20 protein-coding genes are annotated in these 22229 nt (G+C 37.5%); 14 read left to right on the top strand and 6 right to left on the bottom strand.

Going from position 1 to position 22229, the window contains the following annotated elements:
- Positions 1 to 6: 6 nt before the first annotated feature.
- The 5 genes from CAPGI0001_RS07580 (at position 7) to mnmE (ending at position 7436) form a co-directional block, all read left to right on the top strand.
- On the top strand, positions 7 to 1326 hold the full coding sequence (locus CAPGI0001_RS07580; protein WP_162013387.1) for a hypothetical protein: 1320 nt from the start codon (positions 7 to 9) through the stop codon (positions 1324 to 1326).
- Positions 1327 to 1339: 13 nt separating this feature from the next.
- Positions 1340 to 2626 carry a hypothetical protein gene (locus CAPGI0001_RS07575; RefSeq protein ID WP_002668557.1) on the top strand — a complete coding sequence of 429 codons (1287 nt, stop codon included), beginning with the start codon at positions 1340 to 1342 and terminating at the stop codon, positions 2624 to 2626.
- 13 nt (positions 2627 to 2639) lie between these two features.
- Positions 2640 to 3887, top strand: coding sequence for a hypothetical protein (locus CAPGI0001_RS07570; RefSeq protein WP_002668036.1), 1248 nt, complete (start codon positions 2640 to 2642; stop codon positions 3885 to 3887).
- A 1109-nt stretch (positions 3888 to 4996) separates the two neighbouring features.
- The gene (locus CAPGI0001_RS07555; protein WP_002668015.1) at positions 4997 to 5308 is read left to right on the top strand and encodes a hypothetical protein; all 312 of its coding nucleotides are present in this window, start codon (positions 4997 to 4999) and stop codon (positions 5306 to 5308) included.
- Positions 5309 to 6008: 700 nt separating this feature from the next.
- Entirely contained in the window at positions 6009 to 7436 is a 1428-nt protein-coding gene (mnmE, locus tag CAPGI0001_RS07540; RefSeq protein WP_002668279.1) for a tRNA uridine-5-carboxymethylaminomethyl(34) synthesis GTPase MnmE, read from the top strand.
- Positions 7437 to 7561: 125 nt separating this feature from the next.
- Here the strand turns inward: mnmE and hflX are convergent, their stop codons facing one another.
- From hflX to CAPGI0001_RS07525, 3 genes are read right to left on the bottom strand one after another with little or no spacing between them, the layout of a single operon-like run.
- On the bottom strand, positions 7562 to 8785 hold the full coding sequence (gene hflX / locus CAPGI0001_RS07535; protein ID WP_002668076.1) for a GTPase HflX: 1224 nt from the start codon (positions 8783 to 8785) through the stop codon (positions 7562 to 7564).
- A 23-nt stretch (positions 8786 to 8808) separates the two neighbouring features.
- The gene (locus tag CAPGI0001_RS07530; protein WP_002668484.1) at positions 8809 to 9522 is read right to left on the bottom strand and encodes an SAM-dependent methyltransferase; all 714 of its coding nucleotides are present in this window, start codon (positions 9520 to 9522) and stop codon (positions 8809 to 8811) included.
- Between the two features lie 3 nt (positions 9523 to 9525).
- Entirely contained in the window at positions 9526 to 10194 is a 669-nt protein-coding gene (locus CAPGI0001_RS07525; RefSeq protein ID WP_407934224.1) for a SanA/YdcF family protein, read from the bottom strand.
- A 130-nt stretch (positions 10195 to 10324) separates the two neighbouring features.
- On the opposite strand from CAPGI0001_RS07525, the gene CAPGI0001_RS07520 reads away from it, so the two are divergent.
- From CAPGI0001_RS07520 to CAPGI0001_RS07500, 5 genes are read left to right on the top strand one after another with little or no spacing between them, the layout of a single operon-like run.
- A complete protein-coding gene (locus CAPGI0001_RS07520; protein ID WP_002667963.1) occupies positions 10325 to 10585 on the top strand; it encodes a thiamine-binding protein in 261 nt (86 codons plus the stop codon).
- A complete protein-coding gene (gene pnuC, locus CAPGI0001_RS07515; RefSeq protein ID WP_002668000.1) occupies positions 10569 to 11261 on the top strand; it encodes a nicotinamide riboside transporter PnuC in 693 nt (230 codons plus the stop codon). Before CAPGI0001_RS07520 ends, pnuC begins: the two co-directional genes overlap by 17 nt.
- On the top strand, positions 11207 to 11755 hold the full coding sequence (locus CAPGI0001_RS07510; protein ID WP_040359932.1) for an AAA family ATPase: 549 nt from the start codon (positions 11207 to 11209) through the stop codon (positions 11753 to 11755). The genes pnuC and CAPGI0001_RS07510 overlap by 55 nt, the downstream gene beginning before the upstream one ends.
- Complete coding sequence (locus CAPGI0001_RS07505; protein ID WP_002668365.1) at positions 11752 to 13302, top strand: DUF4301 family protein; 1551 nt, start codon at positions 11752 to 11754, stop codon at positions 13300 to 13302. Before CAPGI0001_RS07510 ends, CAPGI0001_RS07505 begins: the two co-directional genes overlap by 4 nt.
- A 21-nt stretch (positions 13303 to 13323) precedes the next feature.
- Positions 13324 to 14163: a hypothetical protein gene (locus tag CAPGI0001_RS07500; protein WP_040359930.1), complete on the top strand. Its 840-nt coding sequence runs from the start codon at positions 13324 to 13326 to the stop codon at positions 14161 to 14163.
- Between the two features lie 23 nt (positions 14164 to 14186).
- Here the strand turns inward: CAPGI0001_RS07500 and CAPGI0001_RS07495 are convergent, their stop codons facing one another.
- Both CAPGI0001_RS07495 and CAPGI0001_RS07490 read right to left on the bottom strand, forming a co-directional pair.
- Positions 14187 to 15032, bottom strand: a complete 846-nt coding sequence (locus tag CAPGI0001_RS07495; RefSeq protein ID WP_002668300.1) for a 1,4-dihydroxy-2-naphthoyl-CoA synthase — start codon at positions 15030 to 15032, stop codon at positions 14187 to 14189.
- Positions 15025 to 16479 (bottom strand): S41 family peptidase, encoded by a 1455-nt coding sequence (locus tag CAPGI0001_RS07490; RefSeq protein WP_040359928.1) that lies wholly within the window; start codon positions 16477 to 16479, stop codon positions 15025 to 15027. The genes CAPGI0001_RS07495 and CAPGI0001_RS07490 overlap by 8 nt, the downstream gene beginning before the upstream one ends.
- A 129-nt stretch (positions 16480 to 16608) precedes the next feature.
- On the opposite strand from CAPGI0001_RS07490, the gene CAPGI0001_RS07485 reads away from it, so the two are divergent.
- Complete coding sequence (locus tag CAPGI0001_RS07485) at positions 16609 to 17148, top strand: Smr/MutS family protein (RefSeq protein ID WP_002667985.1); 540 nt, start codon at positions 16609 to 16611, stop codon at positions 17146 to 17148.
- Between the two features lie 12 nt (positions 17149 to 17160).
- Positions 17161 to 18930 carry an aminopeptidase P family protein gene (locus CAPGI0001_RS07480; protein ID WP_002668362.1) on the top strand — a complete coding sequence of 590 codons (1770 nt, stop codon included), beginning with the start codon at positions 17161 to 17163 and terminating at the stop codon, positions 18928 to 18930.
- A gap of 51 nt (positions 18931 to 18981) precedes the next feature.
- Here the strand turns inward: CAPGI0001_RS07480 and CAPGI0001_RS07475 are convergent, their stop codons facing one another.
- A complete protein-coding gene (locus CAPGI0001_RS07475; RefSeq protein WP_002668276.1) occupies positions 18982 to 19587 on the bottom strand; it encodes a SprT-like domain-containing protein in 606 nt (201 codons plus the stop codon).
- Between the two features lie 135 nt (positions 19588 to 19722).
- On the opposite strand from CAPGI0001_RS07475, the gene CAPGI0001_RS07470 reads away from it, so the two are divergent.
- Entirely contained in the window at positions 19723 to 21225 is a 1503-nt protein-coding gene (locus CAPGI0001_RS07470; RefSeq protein WP_002668582.1) for a phytoene desaturase family protein, read from the top strand.
- A 27-nt stretch (positions 21226 to 21252) separates the two neighbouring features.
- A complete protein-coding gene (locus tag CAPGI0001_RS07465) occupies positions 21253 to 22164 on the top strand; it encodes a helix-turn-helix transcriptional regulator (protein WP_002668213.1) in 912 nt (303 codons plus the stop codon).
- Positions 22165 to 22229 lie beyond the last annotated feature (65 nt).

Here is a 22229-nt window from a genome sequence, read left to right as displayed (position 1 = left end):
ACAATTATGATAAATATATTGAAGAATTATTTTATATTATTTCTTATTCTTGTAGTTCTTAATATAATTTTAATTAGTACTACAGGAAACGGATACTTTATGTATCTTTTTTTCTATCTCTATGGATTTTTTGCCTTGCTTGCTTTTGCAAACATTCTCTTCCATATAGGAATCCATCAGAAAGGTTCAAGAATCTATATTCTTGCTTTTGTTTTCTTAGTGCTCATAGGAGTATTCCTTACTTATTATGGTGGAGAATTGTCTAGCAAACTTTTACTCTACAACTCCAAAAGAAACTTTCCTCCCGCACTTGAAAAATTCGTTTCCCTAGGAGAAAATCCCATTTCTGTAGAAGGAAAAGAGATTATTCCTTTTAATTCTTACAAATGGTTTGATTTGGAAAACTATACAATGTCTGAGAAGAACGAACTCATTGCTCTCTATAGGGATTCAAGACCTCAGGAAGGAGACTTAGAAGTTCTTGTGAGGAAATTCGATACTACGGGAGAGGTTATTGATTCTCTTTCCTTTCATTATTCAAAGGAGAAAGAAAGCAAAGTATTTCTCATAGAGGATTGCCTAATAGATGTTTATAGTCGGACTTATAACAAATCTTGGTTTGTAGATGGAAATAAAGAATTTCTTCCTATGAAATTAGTAGAAGGTTCTCAAAAGTGGAATTTCCAACAAGTAAAAGACTTTCATTATAACAGAACTAAAGATTCTCCTTATTGTCATATTATAAAAAATTCTTATTGGTCACTTCCTGATAAAGGTGATTTCCCCGAGTCAGGTGACCCTCAATTTATAATTGTTTTCCTAAAAAACAATCAATTATATTATTACATTACCTCTTATGATATTACTGACGATTTTTATTTCTATAACGAAAAATATGTAATAAAATTCCCTGAACATACATCCTCTCCTCTCCTATTAGCTTACAGAAATAAGTTCTTATATAATGAAGACCATTTAGTAAAAGGGGAAAAATCATCACAACGTACCCATATTGATCCCGTTTATTATTTGGACAAAATGATAGAATGTAGAGGACTAGAACCACTTCATCCTTCTTGGTCTTTTGAAGTGGGAAATAGATACGGTGAGTTATATTATAGATTAAAGATAGAAGATAAAATACTCCCTTTGAAAATGGATTATCGCACCTACGGAAATCATGAAAGAAGTATAAAATATCCTACTTACTATTGGAAAAACGGCACCGAAACCATTGAAGAATGTAAAAATATATATTTGTATAGTAATAAAAACCTAAAATATTATCTGCTACACACTCCATTAGGATTTTACATCATAAAATAAATATTTTATAGTTATGAAAAAGAAATTATTACACTTGTTTTTTGCCTCTCTTACAGGAATTGCTTTTGCTGTAGCTTATGCTTTTATAGTGTATAAGATATATACTTTAGTTACACAAATGGGAGGTAAGTTCTTAGCAAAGTTTGTTCTTATTCCTTTTGTCTTGGGGATGTTGGTGTTTTATAGCTTTCATTATCGTTGGGCTAAAAGATTTTTTTTCTATGGAATAGGGGTGTTTACAGCTTTTGTACTCTTTGTACTTTATTCGCCAAATATATGCCAAGAAGTGTTTCTGCAATATTCACGTATCGGGAAGCAAGAACAAGCACGCAGTTTCCTTTCCTTAGCAGATACGACAAGAGTTACAGCTAATACGAGATTTTCACTACTTTCCCCTAAAGAAGGATATCAGATAAAACAATGTTTGCTTAATCAAAATCACGAGTTAGTAGTACTATATACAGAAAAGTATCATGTGGAAAATCCTTTCTATATATCAAGGAAACTTGTAGGTCAAGATTCTTTTGAGACACCTCCTTATATGGTTGTGTATGATACAATAGGAAAAGTTAAGTATATTGTCTTCTTGGCACATCCAGAGGAAGAACCAATAGGAGAGTTTTTGCTAAAAGGAAACTATATTATAGATCTTAGTACTTATGAATATGCAAATTATACCTATGACGGATCATTTATTATGCAACCTATGGAATATTTGAAGGGATATGATCCTGCTCATAGAGAAACGAGGGCACCTATATCTTATTACGAAACATTCCTCTCTGATGAAGGAGAATGTGGAGGATATCCTGCAATAATAGGAATATTTATAGAGGATGACCAAGCCTATTACTTTTTCCCCCCTACATCAGAAAAGAATACTCAGTACAGAGATGATCAGGATGAAAATATGCTAATAAGTAATCTGTTCTCTATATTAGAAGAAGAGGAAGAAAAGGGAGCGCATTCTTTCGAGCGGAGAAATATTCTTCCACAAGATTTTTATTATGAGTATCTTACTATGAATGGATTTTTTAGGAATGACCAAGGGGAAAATTGCGAGTTGACTTATTCTGATATACAATTGTTATTTGACCTTAAAATAGGAAAAGATACTTTTCACTTTAAGAAAGGAAAAGTATCTAACTATAAAGGATATAACCAACTTAAAACCCCTACTTATTATATAGAAAATGAAGAAGAAACCTTAGAGAAGTACAAAGATATGTTTCTTTATACCAATAAGCATCTATCTTATGCTATTTTCTATGATGGGGAATATGTTTATATGATAAAATAAATATTTTACAGCTATGAAATCAAAATTATCACATCTGTTTTTTGCCTCTCTTACAGGAATTATTTTCTTATTAACCTATTTATTGATTATTTATTGGGATTATGAAGTCATTTTTAGAGGAAAAAAAATATTACTATATGTTTTTTATGCATTATTTTTTGGAATAGGTGTTTTCGCTTATTATTATTTCCAAAAGAATAGTATAACCAAGCGTTTTATACGTATATTTCCTATTTGTATGCTTGTATTTTTTCTTTTCAAACATTCTTATTCGGTATATTCCTATTACAAATACCTTGTTTCATATAGGGAAATGCCTAAAGAACTTAGAAAATATGATTTGTTGGATAATAAAGAGATATATCAAAGAGGAAAAATAATTTCTCCTATTTCTCAAAGTAAAATACCCGCCGATACTGATTTATTCCTTGATAAAGAAGGTCATCTGTTCATATATTATAAATTTTATGATGATGAAACTACATTTTATATAGATTGTATATTGAAATATGATACTGAAGGAAACCATATGGAAACTTTATATTTGGAAAATTTTGTGAATCAAAAAAGAGACATCGTGGTAAGAAAAAAATATTTGATAGATATTTATGAAAAATCCTATTCTTCTTTTTTGATAGATGGCAATAGGGACTTTCTACCTATGAAAGAGCTAAAAAAAGAGGAACAACCTTCAGAAAAAGATATGGAAGAACGTACATTTAAAAATTCTAATAACAATTTAATAGTTATTATTCAAAAAGATAGCGAAAGAGATGCAATGGTTATTATTAAAAAAGAAAATAAGTTGTACTATTTCTATACACAAGAGTTTTATTATCTAAAATATATGGATTTTCCTGTTTCAGATGATTTTAATTTGTTTAACGACTTCATAAAACCTCCTAAAGAAAAAGGAATAGCTCCTCAAGAAAGCCCTATAAAATATATGTATTATCTGAAGGAATATACATCCAATTCAGGACTTCATCTATTTGGAAAAGAGAAATCTTTTCAAGAAGATTGGAGTCAAGGCTATGTATATTTTAATTTAATATTGGATGAACAAGAGCTACACCTAAAGACTTTCTATAGTCAAAATCTTTTTTCTTTTAATCAAACCTCCGATGATATTCGCTATTATGAAAATCAAAATGAAACACTTGAAATACACAATAACATCCGATTATATAGAAATAAATACTTATCTTATTACTTACTCAGCACAGGATATCAATATTATTTAATAAAAAATAAATTTTAAAGATTATGAAAGAGCATACACAGCATAAAAAAAGATTTCCCATATTGGTTTGGCTTCCTTTTGTGACATATTATGTTATGCAATATAAGGTATATATGCTTAACATCAAGAACGAAAAAGTTGTTACATTCTTTATTTATATTATGGTAGGAATGATAGCTTGGCTTATCTCACTTGCCAATATGCTTACCTATGTAAAGAAATATCATTGGTTGGTTATTTTATTATATTGCATTATTTTTGTATATTGTTCAGCATAACTATCCAAAAACACAAAAATATAGAAAATACCATCTTGTAAATAGAATAAACAACCTTGTATAATTCATTTTCTATCTTGTAAAATGGAAAACACATCTTGTGTAATCTGTTTTCCTTCTTGTAAAATAAAATAACCATCTTGTGTAATTAATTTACAAGGTATAAAATCACATAAACTATTTGTATAATTAAATAAAAATAAAAAAATATGAAAAAACCTCATTTTTTTAGAATAATGATAAAAGTATTTTCTATACTTTTTTTATTGATTTCAATTTATATTTTATATATTTTCATAAGAGAAGGTATGAATAACAAATTTGAAGCTACATCAATTATTTGTTCTTATTTGTTTATTTATTCTATTGTAGTAAATTTATTGGGGTATTATATATATAAGAAAAACAAAATAGGAATACCATTATGTAGTATAATTATTCCAAACCCTTTCGGTTCCAACCTTCTTGGCACATCCAGAGGAAGAACCAATAGGAGAGTTTTTGCTAATAGGAATACCATTATGTAGTATAATTATTCTATATATGATTTATGTTCCTTCTATTTTGTTTATAATTTCTAATTCGTGGATTGATGATTCTTCTGAACTTTTATTTTTTTCAATTAAATGTGCTATTATCGTTACATTATTATTAATAATTTTCTTTTTGAGTATTTATACTTTCTATTATAGAGAATTAAAGAAGTTTCTCATTATTTTTGGCACTATTTTTGTGGTATGTATATTGGTTTTCTATGTGATTTCATTTGTGATTTTCAAGAAAACTAATTTATTTTCTGTATAAAATAAATTATTTTCATTCATTGTTTAATATATAAAAAGTAAATTTATGCCGAGAAAAAATTTTTCAACAAACTTAGCTGAATCATCTGTAATGATAGATGGGCTAAAGGGTCGCAATGACAATTTGCCTTTGGGAATAAAGGCTGAAGATATTACCAAGCTCGAGGAGCTTCGTAAGAAAATGGAAACGCTCAATAGTGAGCAAGAAAAGCTAAAAGCTGACCTCAAAACAAAAACCGAAGAGCTTAACAAAGCTGTTTCTGAGGTAGAAAACAAGGTTACTTTTCTTAAAAAACTTATAAAAATTGATATTCCCCAAACACAATGGAGGGAATTCGGGATTGAGGACAAGCGATAGAAAAAATACCTTGTAAGATTCTTATCCTTACAAGGTATTTTTATATTCTATTCAATCAAAAAATAATTTTATGAAGAAAAAACCGAATGTTAAAATAGGAATCATTATAAACATAGCACTTACTGTGTTATCTATTGTTTATATGTTTGTATATTATATAGGACAAAATGGTTTCGAATTTAATTACAATAGTTTAGAGTTTTTTATTTATTTTTTTATATTCTATATATTCCCTTTTATCCTTGGGGTCAACTTTTTATTCTTTCTATTTTATAGTTTCTTTTATAAATGGGCGAGAATAGGATTAGTTATTACTTTATTAATGGCTGTTTTGTTTTATTTATAAAAATAATATTTTTATACTATCATTAGTTTATGAAAAAGAAACCGACTATCTCAGTAGGAATTGTTATAAGTTTGATTCTCTTGCTTATCAATTTCTGTTACACTATAAAGGAACTTCTTCTCCAATGGGATTATCTTGATTTTAATAGTTTCAATACTTGGATGATCTATTTTTATATAAATCTTATAGTAGTTCCTTTGTTTATAGCTTTATTATTCTTTTTATTTTATAGTTTTTTCTACAAATGGGCAAAAAAATGGCTTTGGAATATAGGTTTTTTACTTGTAATAGCATTAATAGTTTATTGGTTCTATGGAGCGACTTTAGTTTTCTAAAAATATAAATTTTACACTTATGGAAAATAAAAAAACACCTTATACTGACGACACCATAGTTGCTTTGGCTACTGCTACAGGTGTGGGAGCTATTTCGGTAATACGTTTATCAGGAAAAGAAGCTATCGAACTTGCTGACAAAGTATTCAAAACACTAAGTGGAAAGCCTTTATCCGAAGCACCTTCTCATACCGTTCATTTAGGAACTATCAAAAGCGAAACTCAAGTAATTGATGAGTGCTTGGCAACTATTTTCAAAGGCAAGAAATCTTATACAGGCGAACCCGTAGTAGAGTTTTCTTGTCACGGAAGTGCTTATATTACTCAGGAAGTAATAAAATTGTGTTTAGCAAATGGTGCAAGGCTTGCTCAGGCTGGAGAATTTACCAAACGAGCTTTCCTCAATGGGAAATTAGCTCTCAACCAAGCCGAAGCAGTTGCTGACCTTATTGCCTCAGATAGTAAAGCCTCTCACCAAGTAGCTTTACAACAAATGCGAGGTGGTTTTACCTCCGAGATAGAAGGACTCCGACAAGAGTTGCTTAACTTTGCTTCTTTGATAGAATTAGAATTGGATTTCTCAGAAGAAGACGTGGCCTTTGCTGATAGAAAACAATTAGAGCAACTACTCAAAAGGATAAAAACAACCCTGCAAGAGCTGGTGCAGTCCTTCTCTGCAGGTAATGCTATCAAGAATGGGATACCAGTGGCCATTGTAGGCAAACCCAATGCAGGCAAATCAACCCTACTTAATACCCTGCTCAATGAGGAGCGTGCTATCGTGTCGGACATTGCGGGGACTACTCGCGATACCATAGAAGAAACACTCCATATAGCAGGGGTTACATTCCGCTTTATTGATACCGCAGGCATCCGTGATACACGGGACCAAATAGAAGCTATAGGAGTAGAAAAGGCTAAAGAAAAAATAAAAAAAGCACAAATAGTACTCTATCTCTATAATGAAAAAGAGAATACTACCGATGAAGTAGTACAATTTGTAGGAGAAAACTATCGAAAAGGACTTAAGATATTACTTTTACATAACAAAACAGATAATGAATATATAGGCTTATCTGATTTTGATGAAGAAATAGAGAAAAAACTAAATCCAGAAGAACGAAAATATGGTTATGGTAAGCTAAGAATCTCAGCTAAAGAAAAAATCAATATAGAGGCACTTAAAAAACTCCTTTCTTTCTATGCCAAAGAGCTCACCTCAACAGAAAGTGCTACTATTATTACCAATATACGCCATTATGAAGCCTTAAAAAATGCTTTAGAAGCTCTTGAAAAAGTGGAAGAAGGGCTTATAAATCATCTTTCAGGGGACTTATTGGCTATTGATATACGAGAAGTACTCTATCACTTGGGTAGTATCACAGGAGCGGTGAGTAATGATGAACTGTTGGGGAATATATTTTCTCGCTTCTGTATCGGGAAATAAGGAGATTTTTTTAGGATTTACCAGTTCATTCATTTTAAGTTTCGCAAGATGTTTTTAGGAGATAAATATTTTTTTAATGTATTAAAATTCAATAAATTAAAAATCTTGCGAAACTTTTACATGATTTATGAATTAGCTTCTTCTTCTATGATGATTTCTGGATATAGAAAATTGTTATAAGGGAAGCGTGTGACGTGTATTTCTCGTACTTTTTGGTATACTTTTTCTCTAAATTCCTGTATATTTTCTTTGTTGATGGCCGAGATAAAGATAGCATCTCCATTCATGCGATTCATCCATGTCTGTTTCCATTCTTCCAAGGAGAAGTGACGGGAGGTTTTCTCGGTCATTAGGTCGTCATCTTCTATAGTTAGGTGCGTATAGGCATCTATCTTGTTGAATACCATGATAGTGGGTTTGTTGATGCTCTTTATCTCACCTAATATTTGATTTACTGAAGCGATGTGATCTTCGAAGTTAGGGTGAGAGATGTCCACTACATGCAGGAGAAGATCGGCATCTCTTACTTCATCCAAGGTGCTCTTGAAGGATTCGATAAGTTCGGTAGGAAGTTTTCGAATAAAACCTACTGTGTCACTCAGTAGAAAAGGAAGATTTCCTATAACTACCTTGCGTACCGTGGTATCCAAGGTAGCAAAAAGTTTGTCTTCTGCAAATACATCACTCTTGCTGATAAGGTTCATCAGGGTGGATTTCCCTACATTGGTATAGCCAATAAGGGCTACCCGTACCAAGGCGCCACGATTTCCTCGTTGTGTAGCCATTTGCTTATCTATGGTTTCGAGTTTTTTCTTCAGTAGCGCTATACGATCACGGACAATACGGCGGTCAGTTTCTATTTCTGTCTCCCCAGGACCGCGCATACCTATCCCTCCTCGCTGGCGTTCCAAGTGAGTCCAAAGACCGGTCAGGCGGGGGAGTAGGTATTGGTATTGAGCCAGTTCCACCTGAGTGCGTGCATAGCTGGTCTGTGCACGTTGGGCAAAGATATCTAAGATAAGGGTTGTCCTATCTAGTATCTTGACTCTAAGTATCTTCTCTATATTATTCTGTTGGGCAGGGGTAAGTTCATCGTCGAAAATAACGGTGCCTATCTCATTGTCTTGGACAAACTGGGTGAGTTCTTCCATCTTTCCTGTTCCGATAAAGGTTTTAGGATTGGGGGTATCCAAGCGTTGGGTGAATCGCTTTACGACTTCTCCTCCTGCTGTATAGGTGAGAAATTCCAATTCATCTAAGTATTCGTGAGCTTTTTCTTCGTTTTGGGTGGCAGTAATTACTCCTACCAAAACAGTTTTTTCATATTCTAAGTTCTTTTTTTCAAGCATAAACAAATGATTAATGAGCTATCTTATAATAGGATAAAAATAGTGGGTTGTTTCTCTAAGTGGAGCTCCTTGAATCGGTATTTCCACTCTCCTATAGTATAGGTGTGGATAGCTTCTTCTGGAAGGGTTACATTGGTGGCAACACATAGGGAGGTGTGTGGGGAGAGTACCTGTAGCATTTCTTGCAGTAGGGCTTCATTGCGATAGGGAGTTTCTATAAATAATTGAGACTGACGTTCTTCCTTAGCTCTTTTTTCCAATCGCTTGAGTGATGCTTTACGTTCGTCCTTATCTATAGGTAGGTATCCATTGAAGGCAAATGACTGCCCGTTCATTCCGCTTGCCATCAGAGACAGTAGGATAGAGGAGGGGCCTACCAAGGGAATTACACGAATCCCGTGCTGGTGTGCCATACGAACGATTTCACTACCAGGGTCTGCAATAGCTGGACAACCTGCATCGGAGATAATACCCATGGGAAGCCCTTCCAAGCAGTGGGATAGGTAAGTCTCCTTATCCGCTTGATCGGTATGTTTGTTCAACGGAAAAAGTTCTAAGGATTCTTGTGATTTTTCAGGAGCAATAGCCTTGATAAACCGACGAGCATTCTTGGGGTTTTCTACAATAAAATGATTGCATAGAAGGACTACCTCTGTTACTCTGAGAGGAAGAACATCATTCACTGCACTTTCCCCTAATAAGTTGGGGATTAAGTATAAGTCACCTATTTTTTTCATCGATTAATGGATATCTATTTTCTCACCTAAGAACTTAGGTTGTACCCCAAGGCTTAAGTCCCAAAACACTTTAGCACGGGCAAAATACTCTCTTAGCCTTGTCTTCATCCCCGAATATTTATCTACATCTCGGGCACAGAAGCCTATTGCCTTGATACCGTATTTCTCAGCTAAGTAGATGGCTCTTTCGTCATGGAAAGCCTGAGAGACTACTGTGAGGGCTGTCAGATCAAAGATTTCTTTAGCTCGTACGACAGAATCCAAGGTGCGAAATCCGGCATAGTCCAAATATATTTTCCCCTCAGGAATGCCCATAGCTACCAAGGCTTCTTTCATATCGGTAGGCTCATCATATCCTTGTCTGCTATTATCTCCGCTGATAAGGATAAAATCTACCTTCTGAGCCTTGAAAAGAGCTGCTGCTGCCTCTACTCTGTATCGAAAATACAGGTTAGGCTGTCCATCCTTGAGGTATTTGCCTGTGCCTAAGAGTAAGGCTACTTTGTTCTTAGGAATACTATCTACCTCTGTGTAGAGTTTTCCTTCAGCATTCTTGTGGATAGTACTATTGGCATTGTGGATCACTACTATACCCAACAGTAAAGCAAAGAGGATGAAGAACATACCTTTTTTTAGGAATTTTTTAGAAAAACGCAATTTTATACCCATCATTGTTAGAATTAGCTTTACAGCAGGCAAAGATACTACTATTTATGTTTTTGAGCAAAAATATATTCAAAAAATGTAGGTGGTTTCGTTTTTTTTAGTATATTTGCTATCTGAAAATAAATCTTAATTTATAATGAAAGTATCAGTAGAACTTACTCTTAGTCCTCTGCAGGACGAATTTGAAGCACCGATTATTCACTTTATCAAGAAGCTCAGGACCTCAGGGCTTATCGTATATGAGAACCCGCTGAGCACCCAGATATATGGAGAGTATGATCGGGTAATGGAGGTGCTAACCAATGAGGTAAAGGAGGTTTTTGAACTCTTGGAGAAAGGTCTTATTTATATAAAAATTGTAAAATCTGATCGCCACGACTATGAACCACATTTTTGATTGGGTATTTGCTCAATACCAAGGCGTACCTACTCATCTGATCTATGTAGAGGTTTTTGGTGTATTGTTCGGATTGCTTAGTGTTCTTTTCTCAAAGAAAAGAAATATTTGGGTATATCCTACCGGAATTATCAGCACAGTACTTTTTGTCTATCTTCTATGGGTAGGAAGGCTTTTTGGCGATATGTTGATCAATGCTTACTATACTATTATGAGTGTGTATGGTTGGGTGCTTTGGGCAAAAAACAGTCAGGATAATGTTCATGTGGAGATTGCTACTATGGGGGCTAAGGATCGAAAGATAACACTATACCTTGCTCTACTGAGTGGACTTTTTGTGATGTTGGTCTATTATTTCAAGCCTTATATCAATAATGATTTTTCTATGGAGGGGATAGCCTTAGGTTGGGGGCACTTTGTGTGGACGGACTGGGTAGATGCTTTCACAACAGCTATTTTCTTGGTAGGAATGTGGCTCATGGCAAAGCGCAAGATAGAGAATTGGCTCTTTTGGATAGTAGGGGATGTGATTTCTATTCCTTTATATACCTACAAAGGTTTTGTAGTCACAGCTTTACAATATGTGATTTTTACAATTATAGCTATTTTAGCCTATAGAGAATGGAGAAAGAATTTGTACAATACCCCAGTTCTTGTAAGCGAATCGTATTCTTAGGCCCTGAATCCACCGGAAAGACGACCCTAAGCCAATACATGGCGGCGGCTTACCATACACAATGGGTTCCAGAATATATGCGACTCTACTTGCAAGAGAAGTGGGATAAGTTTCGGCAGCTTTGTACTTGGGAGGATTTGCTGCCTATAGCCAAAGGACAGGTGGACTTGGAGAATAAGGCCGTACAGGGAGCTCACGACTATGTCTTCTGTGATACTTGTCTGATAGAGTTAGTTATTTATTCTTATATATATTATGGGAAGTCTGATCCTATTATAGAGCGTTATGCTTTCACACATCGGTATGATCATTATTTCCTAACCTACATAGATACTCCATGGGTGGCTGATGACCTTAGGGACAAGCCAACTGAGAGAGCAGAGATTTTTGCTTTCTTCAAGGAGTTTTTACAGAAAAAATCTATCCCTTTCTATGTTTTGAAAGGGGATTTAGATAGCAGAATCCAACAGATTAACCAAAAACTAAAAGCATGAAAGAATTGACCGAGTATGACCAACTTCTCTTAGGAGAAAAAGGGATTAAAGTGAGCAAGTTGCAAGAGCAAGTAGCTATTTTCTTAGCAGGGGTTCCTCCAGTGAATCTGGTAGCACCTGCCCATGTAGGCAGTGGAATCCTCTCCTTCTCGCGTGATGAGGCCATTCAGTACGTAGCCATCTACCAGAAGAAAAAAAACGGGTTGGATATCCTTAAGTTTGTCCCTGCCTCAGGGTCTGCTACCCGTATGTTCCAGTTTCTCTCTTCCTTTATCACTGATTTTGATCCTGAGAAACAGACTTTTGAGGCGTATATCAAGGAAAGTGGTAATGTGAATGCAGAAATTTTCTTTGAGTATCTCTCGCAGTTTGCTTTTTATGATTCCCTACAGAAATATATAGAGCAGCACAAGCTCTTGGAGGGGCTTTCCTCAGATCAGCAGAAACTCCGTATAGCTAAGCTGCTTTTGGAAGAAGAGCCTTTCAACTATAAGAATAAGCCTAAGGGACTTTTCCCTTTCCACAAATATGGGGAAAAGGTAGTAACAGCCTTCGAAGAGCACTTCCGTGAAGCCTTTCTCTATGCCTCTCAAGGGGAAATCGTCAATATTCATTTTACGATTAATAAGGAGTATACTTCTCTCTTCCTCAATACTTTGGCTGAGATTCGCCCTAACTTAGAAAAGCATTATGGAGTACATTTTGAAGTCTCTTTTTCTCATCAGAGTGAAAGCACTGATACTGTAGCGCTTACCTTAGACAACGAGTATTTCAGAGATAGAAACAATCAACTGCTTTTCCGCCCAGCTGGGCATGGCGCCTTGCTTAAAAATCTGAACGAACTCAATGCTGATATTATCTTTATCAAGAATATTGACAATGTGGTAGCAGAAGCCTATACCGATGAGGCTATTTTCTACAAAGAAGTACTCGCAGGAAAGCTCGAGGATACACGCTCTAAGGTACATAAGATTCTCCGACAGATTCAGAAGGAAAAACTCAAGAAAAAGGATCTTCCTGAGGTGCTCAAGTTCCTTCCTGAATTGAATATCAAGGTGCCTGCTTATGTATATAAGTTTGCTAAGCGCTATATGATTGAGTATATCTATCAGGTGCTCAATCGCCCTATACGTGTGTGTGGTATGGTTAAGAATGAAGGTGAAATAGGAGGTGGACCTTTCTGGGTGAAAGATATGGATGGCAATGAGTCCTTACAGATTATTGAAATGGCTCAAATAGATAAGAACAATCCCCAACAATGGGAACGCTTGAAAGCCTCTACTCACTTCAATCCGGTAGATATAGTGTGCTGTATCAAGAATTACAAAGGTGAAATCTTTGATTTGGAAGAGTTCCAAGACAAAAAACTTAGCTTTATCACTGAAAAATCTTACGATGGTCGCCCCTTAAAAGCCTTAGAACTCCCAGGCTTGTGGAATGGAGGAATGGCCGGATGGATAAGCATTTTTGTAGAAGTACCTCAGATTACCTTTAACCCTGTGAAGTCTGTAAATGATTTGCTAAAGAAAAATCATCAAGGATTTTAAAAACGCCATCGATTCCAAATTATGAAACTCTTTTTGATGATCAGTAGCTTGCTACTCACTTATATAGGATACGGACAGGGAGAGCTACAAAGAGCTAAAGATAAGCTCTCCTCTCCGCCTATGAGTACTTCCTCTGAGTCAAAGGAGGTACACACTTATAGTACTTACGAGGATAGCCCTCAAAACAATTCCTCATGGGATGATATTTCCTTCTGGCCTGCTTTCTTAGACCTTACATTAGTTTTGGGGTATAACTTAATGGTAGAGAGTAGCTATGAAAAGTCAGGGCGTATGCGTCACGCAGAATTATCTCCCTATCCCTATTATAAGGATAAGGGAGATTATACTTATGATAAGCATTCGATAGAGGATTTTTCCCTCTTTCGTACAGTGCTTAGTAATGAACTTTTTGTAAGTGAACACCTCTTCCAAAATCACTTGGAAGCAAAGATACGCTTTGCTAGTCGCTTTGGTGCCAAGCTCTCTTATAGACACTTTTGGGAGAAATGGCGAGGTTATCCCACCGAACATTTGGACGCTTTGTCCCTAACAGCCCAGTACTATCGTATTCGTACCGAGCATGTCTCTTTAGCATGGGGGGTAGGGGCAAGCTATGTAGGAAACCAAGTCCGACAATGGGGTTTTGCCCTAACCAGCGATGGAGAAGTCTTTATTCGTAAGCCTTTTTCCTTAGCCTATGCACTACAATTTACTACCTTTGACTACTCAGATATGTTCTCTGTTTCTGTAGGAGGTAATTACTATTATAAGAACTGCTACATGGGGGTAAAATACCAATATCACAATATAGCTTCTGCTAAGTTTTCGGGCATGCTGCTCTCGGTGGGTATGAGTTTTTGAGAGGTGGATTTAGGCAAAAATGACTAATTAGGAATCCATTTTTTTTCAAAATTAGGTTTGCGCTTTTCTAAGAAAGCATCTCTACCTTCTTTGGCTTCATCAGTCATATAAGCTAAGCGAGTGGCTTCTCCTGCAAATATTTGTTGTCCGACCATACCATCATCGGTAAGGTTCATGGCATATTTGGCCATTTTGATTGCGGTAGGTGATTTTCGAAGGATTTCCTGTGCCCACTCAAAGGCTGTACTTTCTAGTTCTTCATGAGGGATAACAGCATTGACCATTCCCATCTCGAAAGCCTCTTGAGCAGAATAGTTTCTTCCTAAGAAGAAAATTTCACGAGCTTTTTTCTGCCCGACCATTTTGGCTAAGTAAGCCGAGCCATATCCAGCATCGAAGCTTGCTACATCGGTATCTGTTTGTTTGAAGATAGCATGCTCTTTGCTGGCTAAGGTAAGATCACACACCACGTGCAAGCTATGTCCGCCCCCCACAGCCCAGCCAGGTACTACGGCAATAACCACCTTAGGCATAAAGCGGATTAGGCGCTGTGCTTCTAAGATATTCAAGCGGTGGGCACCATCTTCTCCTACATATCCTTGCTTACCGCGTACACGCTGGTCTCCACCACTACAGAATGACCATACCCCATCCTTAGGCGAAGGCCCTTCGGCGGAAATAAGCACACACCCGATAGAGGTGTCCTCTGTGGCATCTCTCAGAGCATCGATAAGTTCGGAAGTAGTACGAGGGCGAAAGGCATTTCTGACTTCAGGACGGTTGAAGGCAATACGTGCCACGCCATTATATTTCTTATAGGTAATATCCTCATAGTTTTTGGCTATTTGCCAAGGAATTTCTTTATTCATCGGTATTTTGATTAGGTATATACATTCGGTTATAATAGGCAGCACCGCTTCTGGAATTGTCTATATCCTTGAAGGATAGATCCTTTGTTCTTGTACTGCGGCGGCTTCTGGTGGAAGCAGTAAAGCGAGGGACACCTATGATCTCTTCTATAGCCTTGGCCAGTAGGGGCTCATTCTCATCACCCAAGATCCCCAACCTACCCAGTTGCTCTCTTAGAAAGATATCAGGGGCAATTCCATTTTCATAAGCTCCAAATCCATTAGCATTCTCTGATCTAAGAACGATAGGCTGCATAGCCCATTTGTTATCTTTGTTTTTGGTATCCTTGATGGTAATAGATGCTAAGGGCTTTCCTACAGTAACATCTCCTATTTGTATGACTTTTAAGTAAGGTTTTAATCCATTGATAATCAATTCTGAAGCGGAGGCTGTCTGTCGGGAGGTAAGTATATATACCGAGGAGAGTTTTAGGCTGTGGATAGGGGTGCCTGCAATATTGTCCTCAAAGGCATAATCGCTCTTCCAGCGACCTTTCATTTTAGGATTAGAGGTCTGTCGAACAAATAATTTTTGGGTATCAGTACCGGCTATCATACTGGCTAAATAGATGGCCGTTTGTACACTTCCTCCAGGATTGTACCTCAGATCAAGGACAAGATCGGTCACTCCACCTGATTTAAATGTTCCAAATACCTCATTGAGTTCCTTATCATACCGGTTAAGGAAAGAATTATATAACAAATATCCTATTTTCTTATCTCCTTTTTGAAGAATTTTGTGTAAGAGAATCGGATTTTCATGAAGTGTATGCTGGGAGATGATTTTATGCGCTGAAAACTGAAATCCCCCATCCGAGATGGTGTAAAAAGAAAAAGTAATGGATTTGTTTTTGTTGTCCCTCAGTAACCTTTGATAATTCTCAGTGGAGAGCTTTTCTCCATCTACCTCCAGAAATATATCTCCTCGCTTGACTCCTTGCTTTTCAGCATCAGAATTAGGAATCACATAGCGGACATACCCGATAATAATATTATTCATATCCGTAAGTTGAGCTATGCCAAACTCCATACCTGTACTGAGTAATGCTCCTTGGAGTTCTTCCTCCAATTCCTCATAGTTGTCAGTGATATAGCTAAATCGATCCCCTTCGTATTTCAATGAATTGAAAAGCAATTCATTAGAAGAAAAACTTTTTAAGAAATTTACATAAGCAGGATTGGTAGCATTTGCCGGAGAGAATCGTGTATCGGAGAGTAGCTCCTGTTGTGGTTGCCATAGATAATACTGGTTTAGTCCTCGCCAGATAAAATCTTTTACAGTATAGTTGACATCTTCAGTCAATGCTTTTTGGGTAGCCTTTTGCAGGTAATAGCTTTCAGGTTCTACCTTGCTGCAGGAGAGAAGAATCAGGGTACATAGTATGGAAATATAGGTTCTAAATGTCATGAAAGTATACACTTGAAATATTTTGCAAAGGTACACCTTTTTATGGAATTTGTCAAGTGTTAATTATTCGATAATCGTTGATAATTAAAGATTATTTTTGTACCTTTGCAAACATTTTAAGAATAAAAAATGGTAGCGATTGGCGATGTAGTGGAGGTGATAGATGAATCTATCAAAGGGAAAGTAACTAAGATTACTGCCCAGGGTGTGTGTGTAGAGACCTCAGAGGGCTTATTGCTTACTTTTTTACCTCAGGAATTGATCAAAATAGATGAAAACGCTTCTTTGCATTACCACAGAATGACAGGGATAGCTCCTAAGGAAGAAAAAAATACAAAAACAGCTACACTAAAAGGGAAAAAAGCTAAGAAAAAAGTGGCTCCTGCCATGGAGGTAGATTTACATATAGAGAAATTGGTTGCCACCCCTCGCGGCATGACCAACTATGATATACTCACCACTCAGATAGAAGAAGCTAAGCATCAGTTAGAATTTGCCATCAAGCGTGGGATTCCACGTATTGTTTTTATACATGGAGTAGGGGAGGGAGTGCTCAAGGCGGAGTTGGAGACACTCTTTGCTCGTTATAGCAACCTCATCTACCAAGATGCTGATTATGCTCGCTATGGGATAGGGGCGACAGAAGTGTTTTTGCAAACTATATTTTAAAAAAGAAAAATAATGACAACAAAAGAAAAATTATCATTACTTCGTAATGAGATGAAAGCCAATGGCTTGGACGCTTTTGTGGTTTTCAATGCGGATCCTCACATGAGTGAGTACTTTACCCCTTATTGGGAAGAAAGAAAATGGATTACAAGTTTCGATAGCTCAGCAGGTTATGTATTTATCACCCAAGATAAGGCTGTGCTTTGGACAGATGGTCGCTACTTAGTACAGGCCAAAAATCAGCTCACAGGTACAGGGGTGGATTTCTATATAGAAGGTACTAAGGATGCCCCTGAGAGTGATCAATGGCTCTTGGATGAACTTCATCAGGGGGCTAAGGTAGGATGCAATGCTCTTTGTACTCCTCATAACACTTGGGTTTTGCTCAGTCAGACCCTCAAGCGTAAAGATATTACCATCGTGGATGCTCCTCTTATCGAAAAGATTTGGAAGGAAAGACCTAAGGATGAGCGTCAAACTATCTATGTGCGTCCTGAAAAATATACAGGCGAATCTGCTACTAGTAAGATTGCTTCCCTTAGGAAGATAATGCAGAAGAAGGGTGTGACTCACTTTTTGGTAACAGCTTTGGATGATGTGGCTTGGGTAACCAACTTACGTGGTAATGATATAGTTTTTAATCCTGTATTCCTCGCCTACCTTTCTATTACTCCAGAGAAAGCAACGCTTTTTGCAGAGCTAAAACAGTGTGATGATTCGGTAAAGGCTTATCTGAAACAGCATCATATAGAACTGAAGGATTATCACGATTTCTTCAAAGAAATTAGTCATATAAACGGAGAAAAAATATTGCTCTCTCCAGATGCTAACCAATCTATTTTCAATACAGTAGAACCTAAAAATACCATATATACAGAAGTTTCTCCTATTCAGCTACTCAAGGCTGTTAAGAACGAAACAGAGCTCGAAGGCTTCCGCAAGGCGATGATTAAGGATGGGGTGGCACTGACCAATTTCTTCTGTTGGCTTGATAAGAATATAGGTAAGGTAGAGCTCACCGAATACTCCTTAGGGAAAATCTTGGATAAGTTCCGTGCCGAACAAGAAGGTTTCTTGGGCAATAGCTTTGCGATGATTGTAGGCTATTTGGGCAATGGGGCTATAGTTCACCACCATGCTACCGAGACACCAGGGGTGTCTGTCAAGGCAGAAGGTACTATCCTAATCGATTCAGGAGCTCACTATACTGAAGGAACTACCGACATTACTCGTATTATTCCTTTAGGAAAATTCTCTGATGAGTTCAAGAAGGATTACACCTTGGTGATGAAGGCCATGATTACTCTAAGCAATACTCTATTCCCTACAGGTACTCGTGGGGTACAGCTCGATGCCATTACAAGGGCTATCCTATGGAGAAATATGCGTGATTTTGGTCATGGTACTGGCCATGGAGTAGGTAGCTATCTCTGTGTGCATGAAGGACCTCAGAGTCTTCGTAAGGATCTAAGAGATGTCGCTCTACTTGAGCACATGGTATGTTCTAACGAACCTGGTCTCTACTGCGAAGGACGTTATGGTATTCGTATAGAAAACCTCTTTGTAGTACAGAAAAAGGGTACTTCTGAGTTTGGAGATTTTTACGGATTGGAGACACTTACTATTTGCCCATTGGATACCCGTGCCATTGATGTTGCTCTACTTACCGAGGAAGAACGCAATTGGCTCAATAACTATAACAAATGGGTAGAGGAAAAAATTAGTCCTTTAGTAGGTGAAGAACAACGTGCTTGGCTCAAGGAAAGATGTAAAGCCATATAAGCGTATAGATTCTAAAATACTAAAAAGCCACTTGAGCAGTCAAGTGGCTTTTTATATTAGCTCTACTCGTTCTACTAAGGCGTGGGGCTGTACAACAAATTTTCGGTTGGTTTCCACCTCAGTACATTCATAGCGCTTGATTTTCTTTTCTCCTTTGCGGAAGAGACGTCCGTCATCGGTACGAAAGAAGCTCCCTGTAGGTAGTTCAAAGAGATAGTGTTTGCGGCGTTCTTCTGTATCATATTGTTGCATGGCCAGAGATAGGTGTACATCGGTATCACTACTGGCCGACGGATTCTGAAAGTGAATAACAAGATAGGAGAGCAGCTCCCTAGGGAATATCTCAGGACGGAGGAAAGGCTGCATCAGCCCTTGGTAAGTCAGTTTCCACTCATTGCCATGAGGCTTGATCTGGCGACCGTACTTCTCGATGGCTACAAGGTGGGCAATCTCATGAATGAGGGTCATCAGAAAACGGTATTTGTTCAGATTAGCATTGATCGTAATTTTGTGTTGCCCATTAGGAAGCCGCTGATAATCCCCATGACGACTCTGTCGTTCATTGACGATTTTTAGGTAGATTCCCAATTCCTTAATCAGAGCAAAACAAGGAATAACCGATTCATGAGGGAGATATTTGTATAAAATTTCTTCCATAGCCACTATGTATTCTTGCGTACAAACTATTCAAGTGCAAATATACAATAATATTCGAGAAAAGAAGTTAGAAATATTAATTTTCTAATTTCGTAAAAAATATCTATATTTGTCCCTTCAATAAAGGAACTTTCCATGCGTTCGAAATATGATACAATAATCATAGGAAGTGGTCTTGGGGGACTGATGACCGCACTTATCTTAGCCAAAGAAGGTAAAAAAGTAGCTGTACTTGAACAGAACAAACAGTTTGGGGGCAACTTGCAGACTTTCTTGCGTCAGGGAATCCTATTTGATACGGGAGTTCACTATGTGGGTAGCCTTGATAAGGGGCAGCCCCTCTATAATTATTTTTCTTATGCAGGTATCCTCCCTTATTTGGATTTAGAGCGCATGCCACAGGAGGGGTTTGATTATATTTGTTTTGGTCAGGAGGAGATAGCTTATCCTCATGCACAGGGATATACTTCTTTTGTAAGGGCATTATTACCCTATTTTCCCCAAGAGCATGAGGCCTTGGAACAATATATAACTAAAATAAAAGAGGTCTGTGATGCCTTCCCCCTATATCGTTTCCGCTTGGAGGGGAGCTACGATCAGTCTTGGCTGGAGCAGTCTCTTACGGAATATATCAAAAGCCTTACTGCCAATGAGCGCCTGCAGGCGGTACTCTTAGGGAGTAATTTTCTATATGGGGGCGTAGGGGAGCACACGCCCCTGTATGTACATGCCCTTTCGGTCAATTCTTACATAGAGAGTGCCTGGCGTTTTCGCCAAGGAGGATCTCAGATTACTTCCTTACTGCTTAGGGAATTACGCGCTTTAGGAGTGGAACTATTTGCTGAGAATAAGGCACTTGCTTTTGAGTACAGAGAGGGGAAAATCTATTCGGTGATTACCTCTCAGCAGGAGAAATACATAGCCACAGACTTTGTCTCGGATATAGATATAAAGCAGCTGCTATCCATAGCGGGGAGAACCCATTTCAGACCTGCCTACTACAAGCGGATAGACGCATTGATACCCGTTGCTGGGGTCTTCTCGCTGCACTTGGTACTCAAGAAGCAGTCTTTTCCTTACTTGCCCTATAATATCTATTGGCATAGAGATTCTTCTCAGGTATGGCAGGCAACCCATTACACAACAGATACTTTCCCCACTACCTATATGCTCTCCATGAACCCACCTAAGGACGGGGGGGGGTATGCTGATAATATGACGATCCTAACCTATATGAATGCTCAAGAGCTCAGTCAATGGGAAAGCACAACCCATACTCTCACAGCACCACAGGGTAGGGGTGTGGACTATGAGGCCTTCAAGGCTCGAAAAGCCCAACAACTTTTGGAAGTAGTATATCAGCGTTTTCCACAGCTCAAGGGGTGTATAGTAGCGCAATATACCGCTACTCCGCTGACCTATCGCGATTATATAGGCAACCCCACAGGGGCTATCTATGGCTATGAGAAGAATATCCTCAGAACAAGACAAAACCATATTATGCCACAGACACATATTCCCAACCTATATGTGACAGGACAATCGGTCAATATGCATGGCTTGGTAGGAGTAACCATAGGGGCTGTACTGACCTCCATGGCACTACTCGGCGGAAAGATAAAAGGAATAGGGGAGTGAAGAAGGAAAAATGAAAAATAATTTACCATGGAAAAAATTGTACGTCAGTTTATACTATTGCGCTATGTGCAAAACCGCAACCGAAAAGGAGAATATCCTAATTTTATAGAAATAGCACGCAAGATGTCTTCCTACATAGGAGGAGAGTATGACAGACAGAAGTTTGAGCGAGACAAAAAAGCACTTTTAGACAAAAATTGTGGATTGGAGTATGATTCTAAAGAAAAAGGATATTATTACAATGAGGAAGGAAAAAACAAGGATAATCCTATGGTGGACGACCTGATTACCAATTATATGTTCCTTACCGCTCAGAACAAAGAAGCTCTATTGCCCAGCTATGTTATTACAGAGACACGCCTGAGTACAGGTGTAGAATATTTGCTAGAATGTATGCGTGCTATAGAAACCTCTTGCGAATTGCAAATTTCCTACTATGATTATCGTATAGATAAGGTCAAATCCTATACAATACAGCCTTATAGGCTCAAGCACAAGGATTACAAATGGTACCTCTTGGCGGTAGATGTAGCCCATCCCGAAGTGCCGTTTAAGTCCTTTGCTTTAGAGCGCTTTCGTTCTTTGGACGAAGGGAAACCTTTCCGGAAGAATGAAGAGCTTGATTTTGAGACTCCTTACCGTGATGCTTTTGGTATGTTCACCGACGCACAAGCGGAGCGACTTGTCCTTGAGTTCGACCATCGCGATGGCAATTACCTGATAGCTTCCCCTATACATTCCTCCCAAAAGGTAATTCGGCAAACCCCTAAGCACATTACCTTTGAGCTATATGTCAAGCCTACTCTTGACCTTATCATGGAGCTGATGAGGCGCAGTTGGTCATTAACCATCATAGAACCCGAACACCTACGCGAGGAGTTTCTCAATTACTGGAAAGAAGCAATCAAAAGAAACAAGAAAGTGAAAAGTGCAAAGTGATAAAGGAAATAAAATACACCTCTATCATGGTTGGAGGATGATAGAGGTGTAATATTGATAATCAG

The organism is Capnocytophaga gingivalis ATCC 33624 (assembly GCF_000174755.1).
GTDB classification, from domain to species: Bacteria; Bacteroidota; Bacteroidia; order Flavobacteriales; family Flavobacteriaceae; genus Capnocytophaga; species Capnocytophaga gingivalis.
The sequence above is the reverse complement of the archived record's forward strand: the minus strand, read 5'-3'. Positions and strand labels throughout refer to the sequence as shown.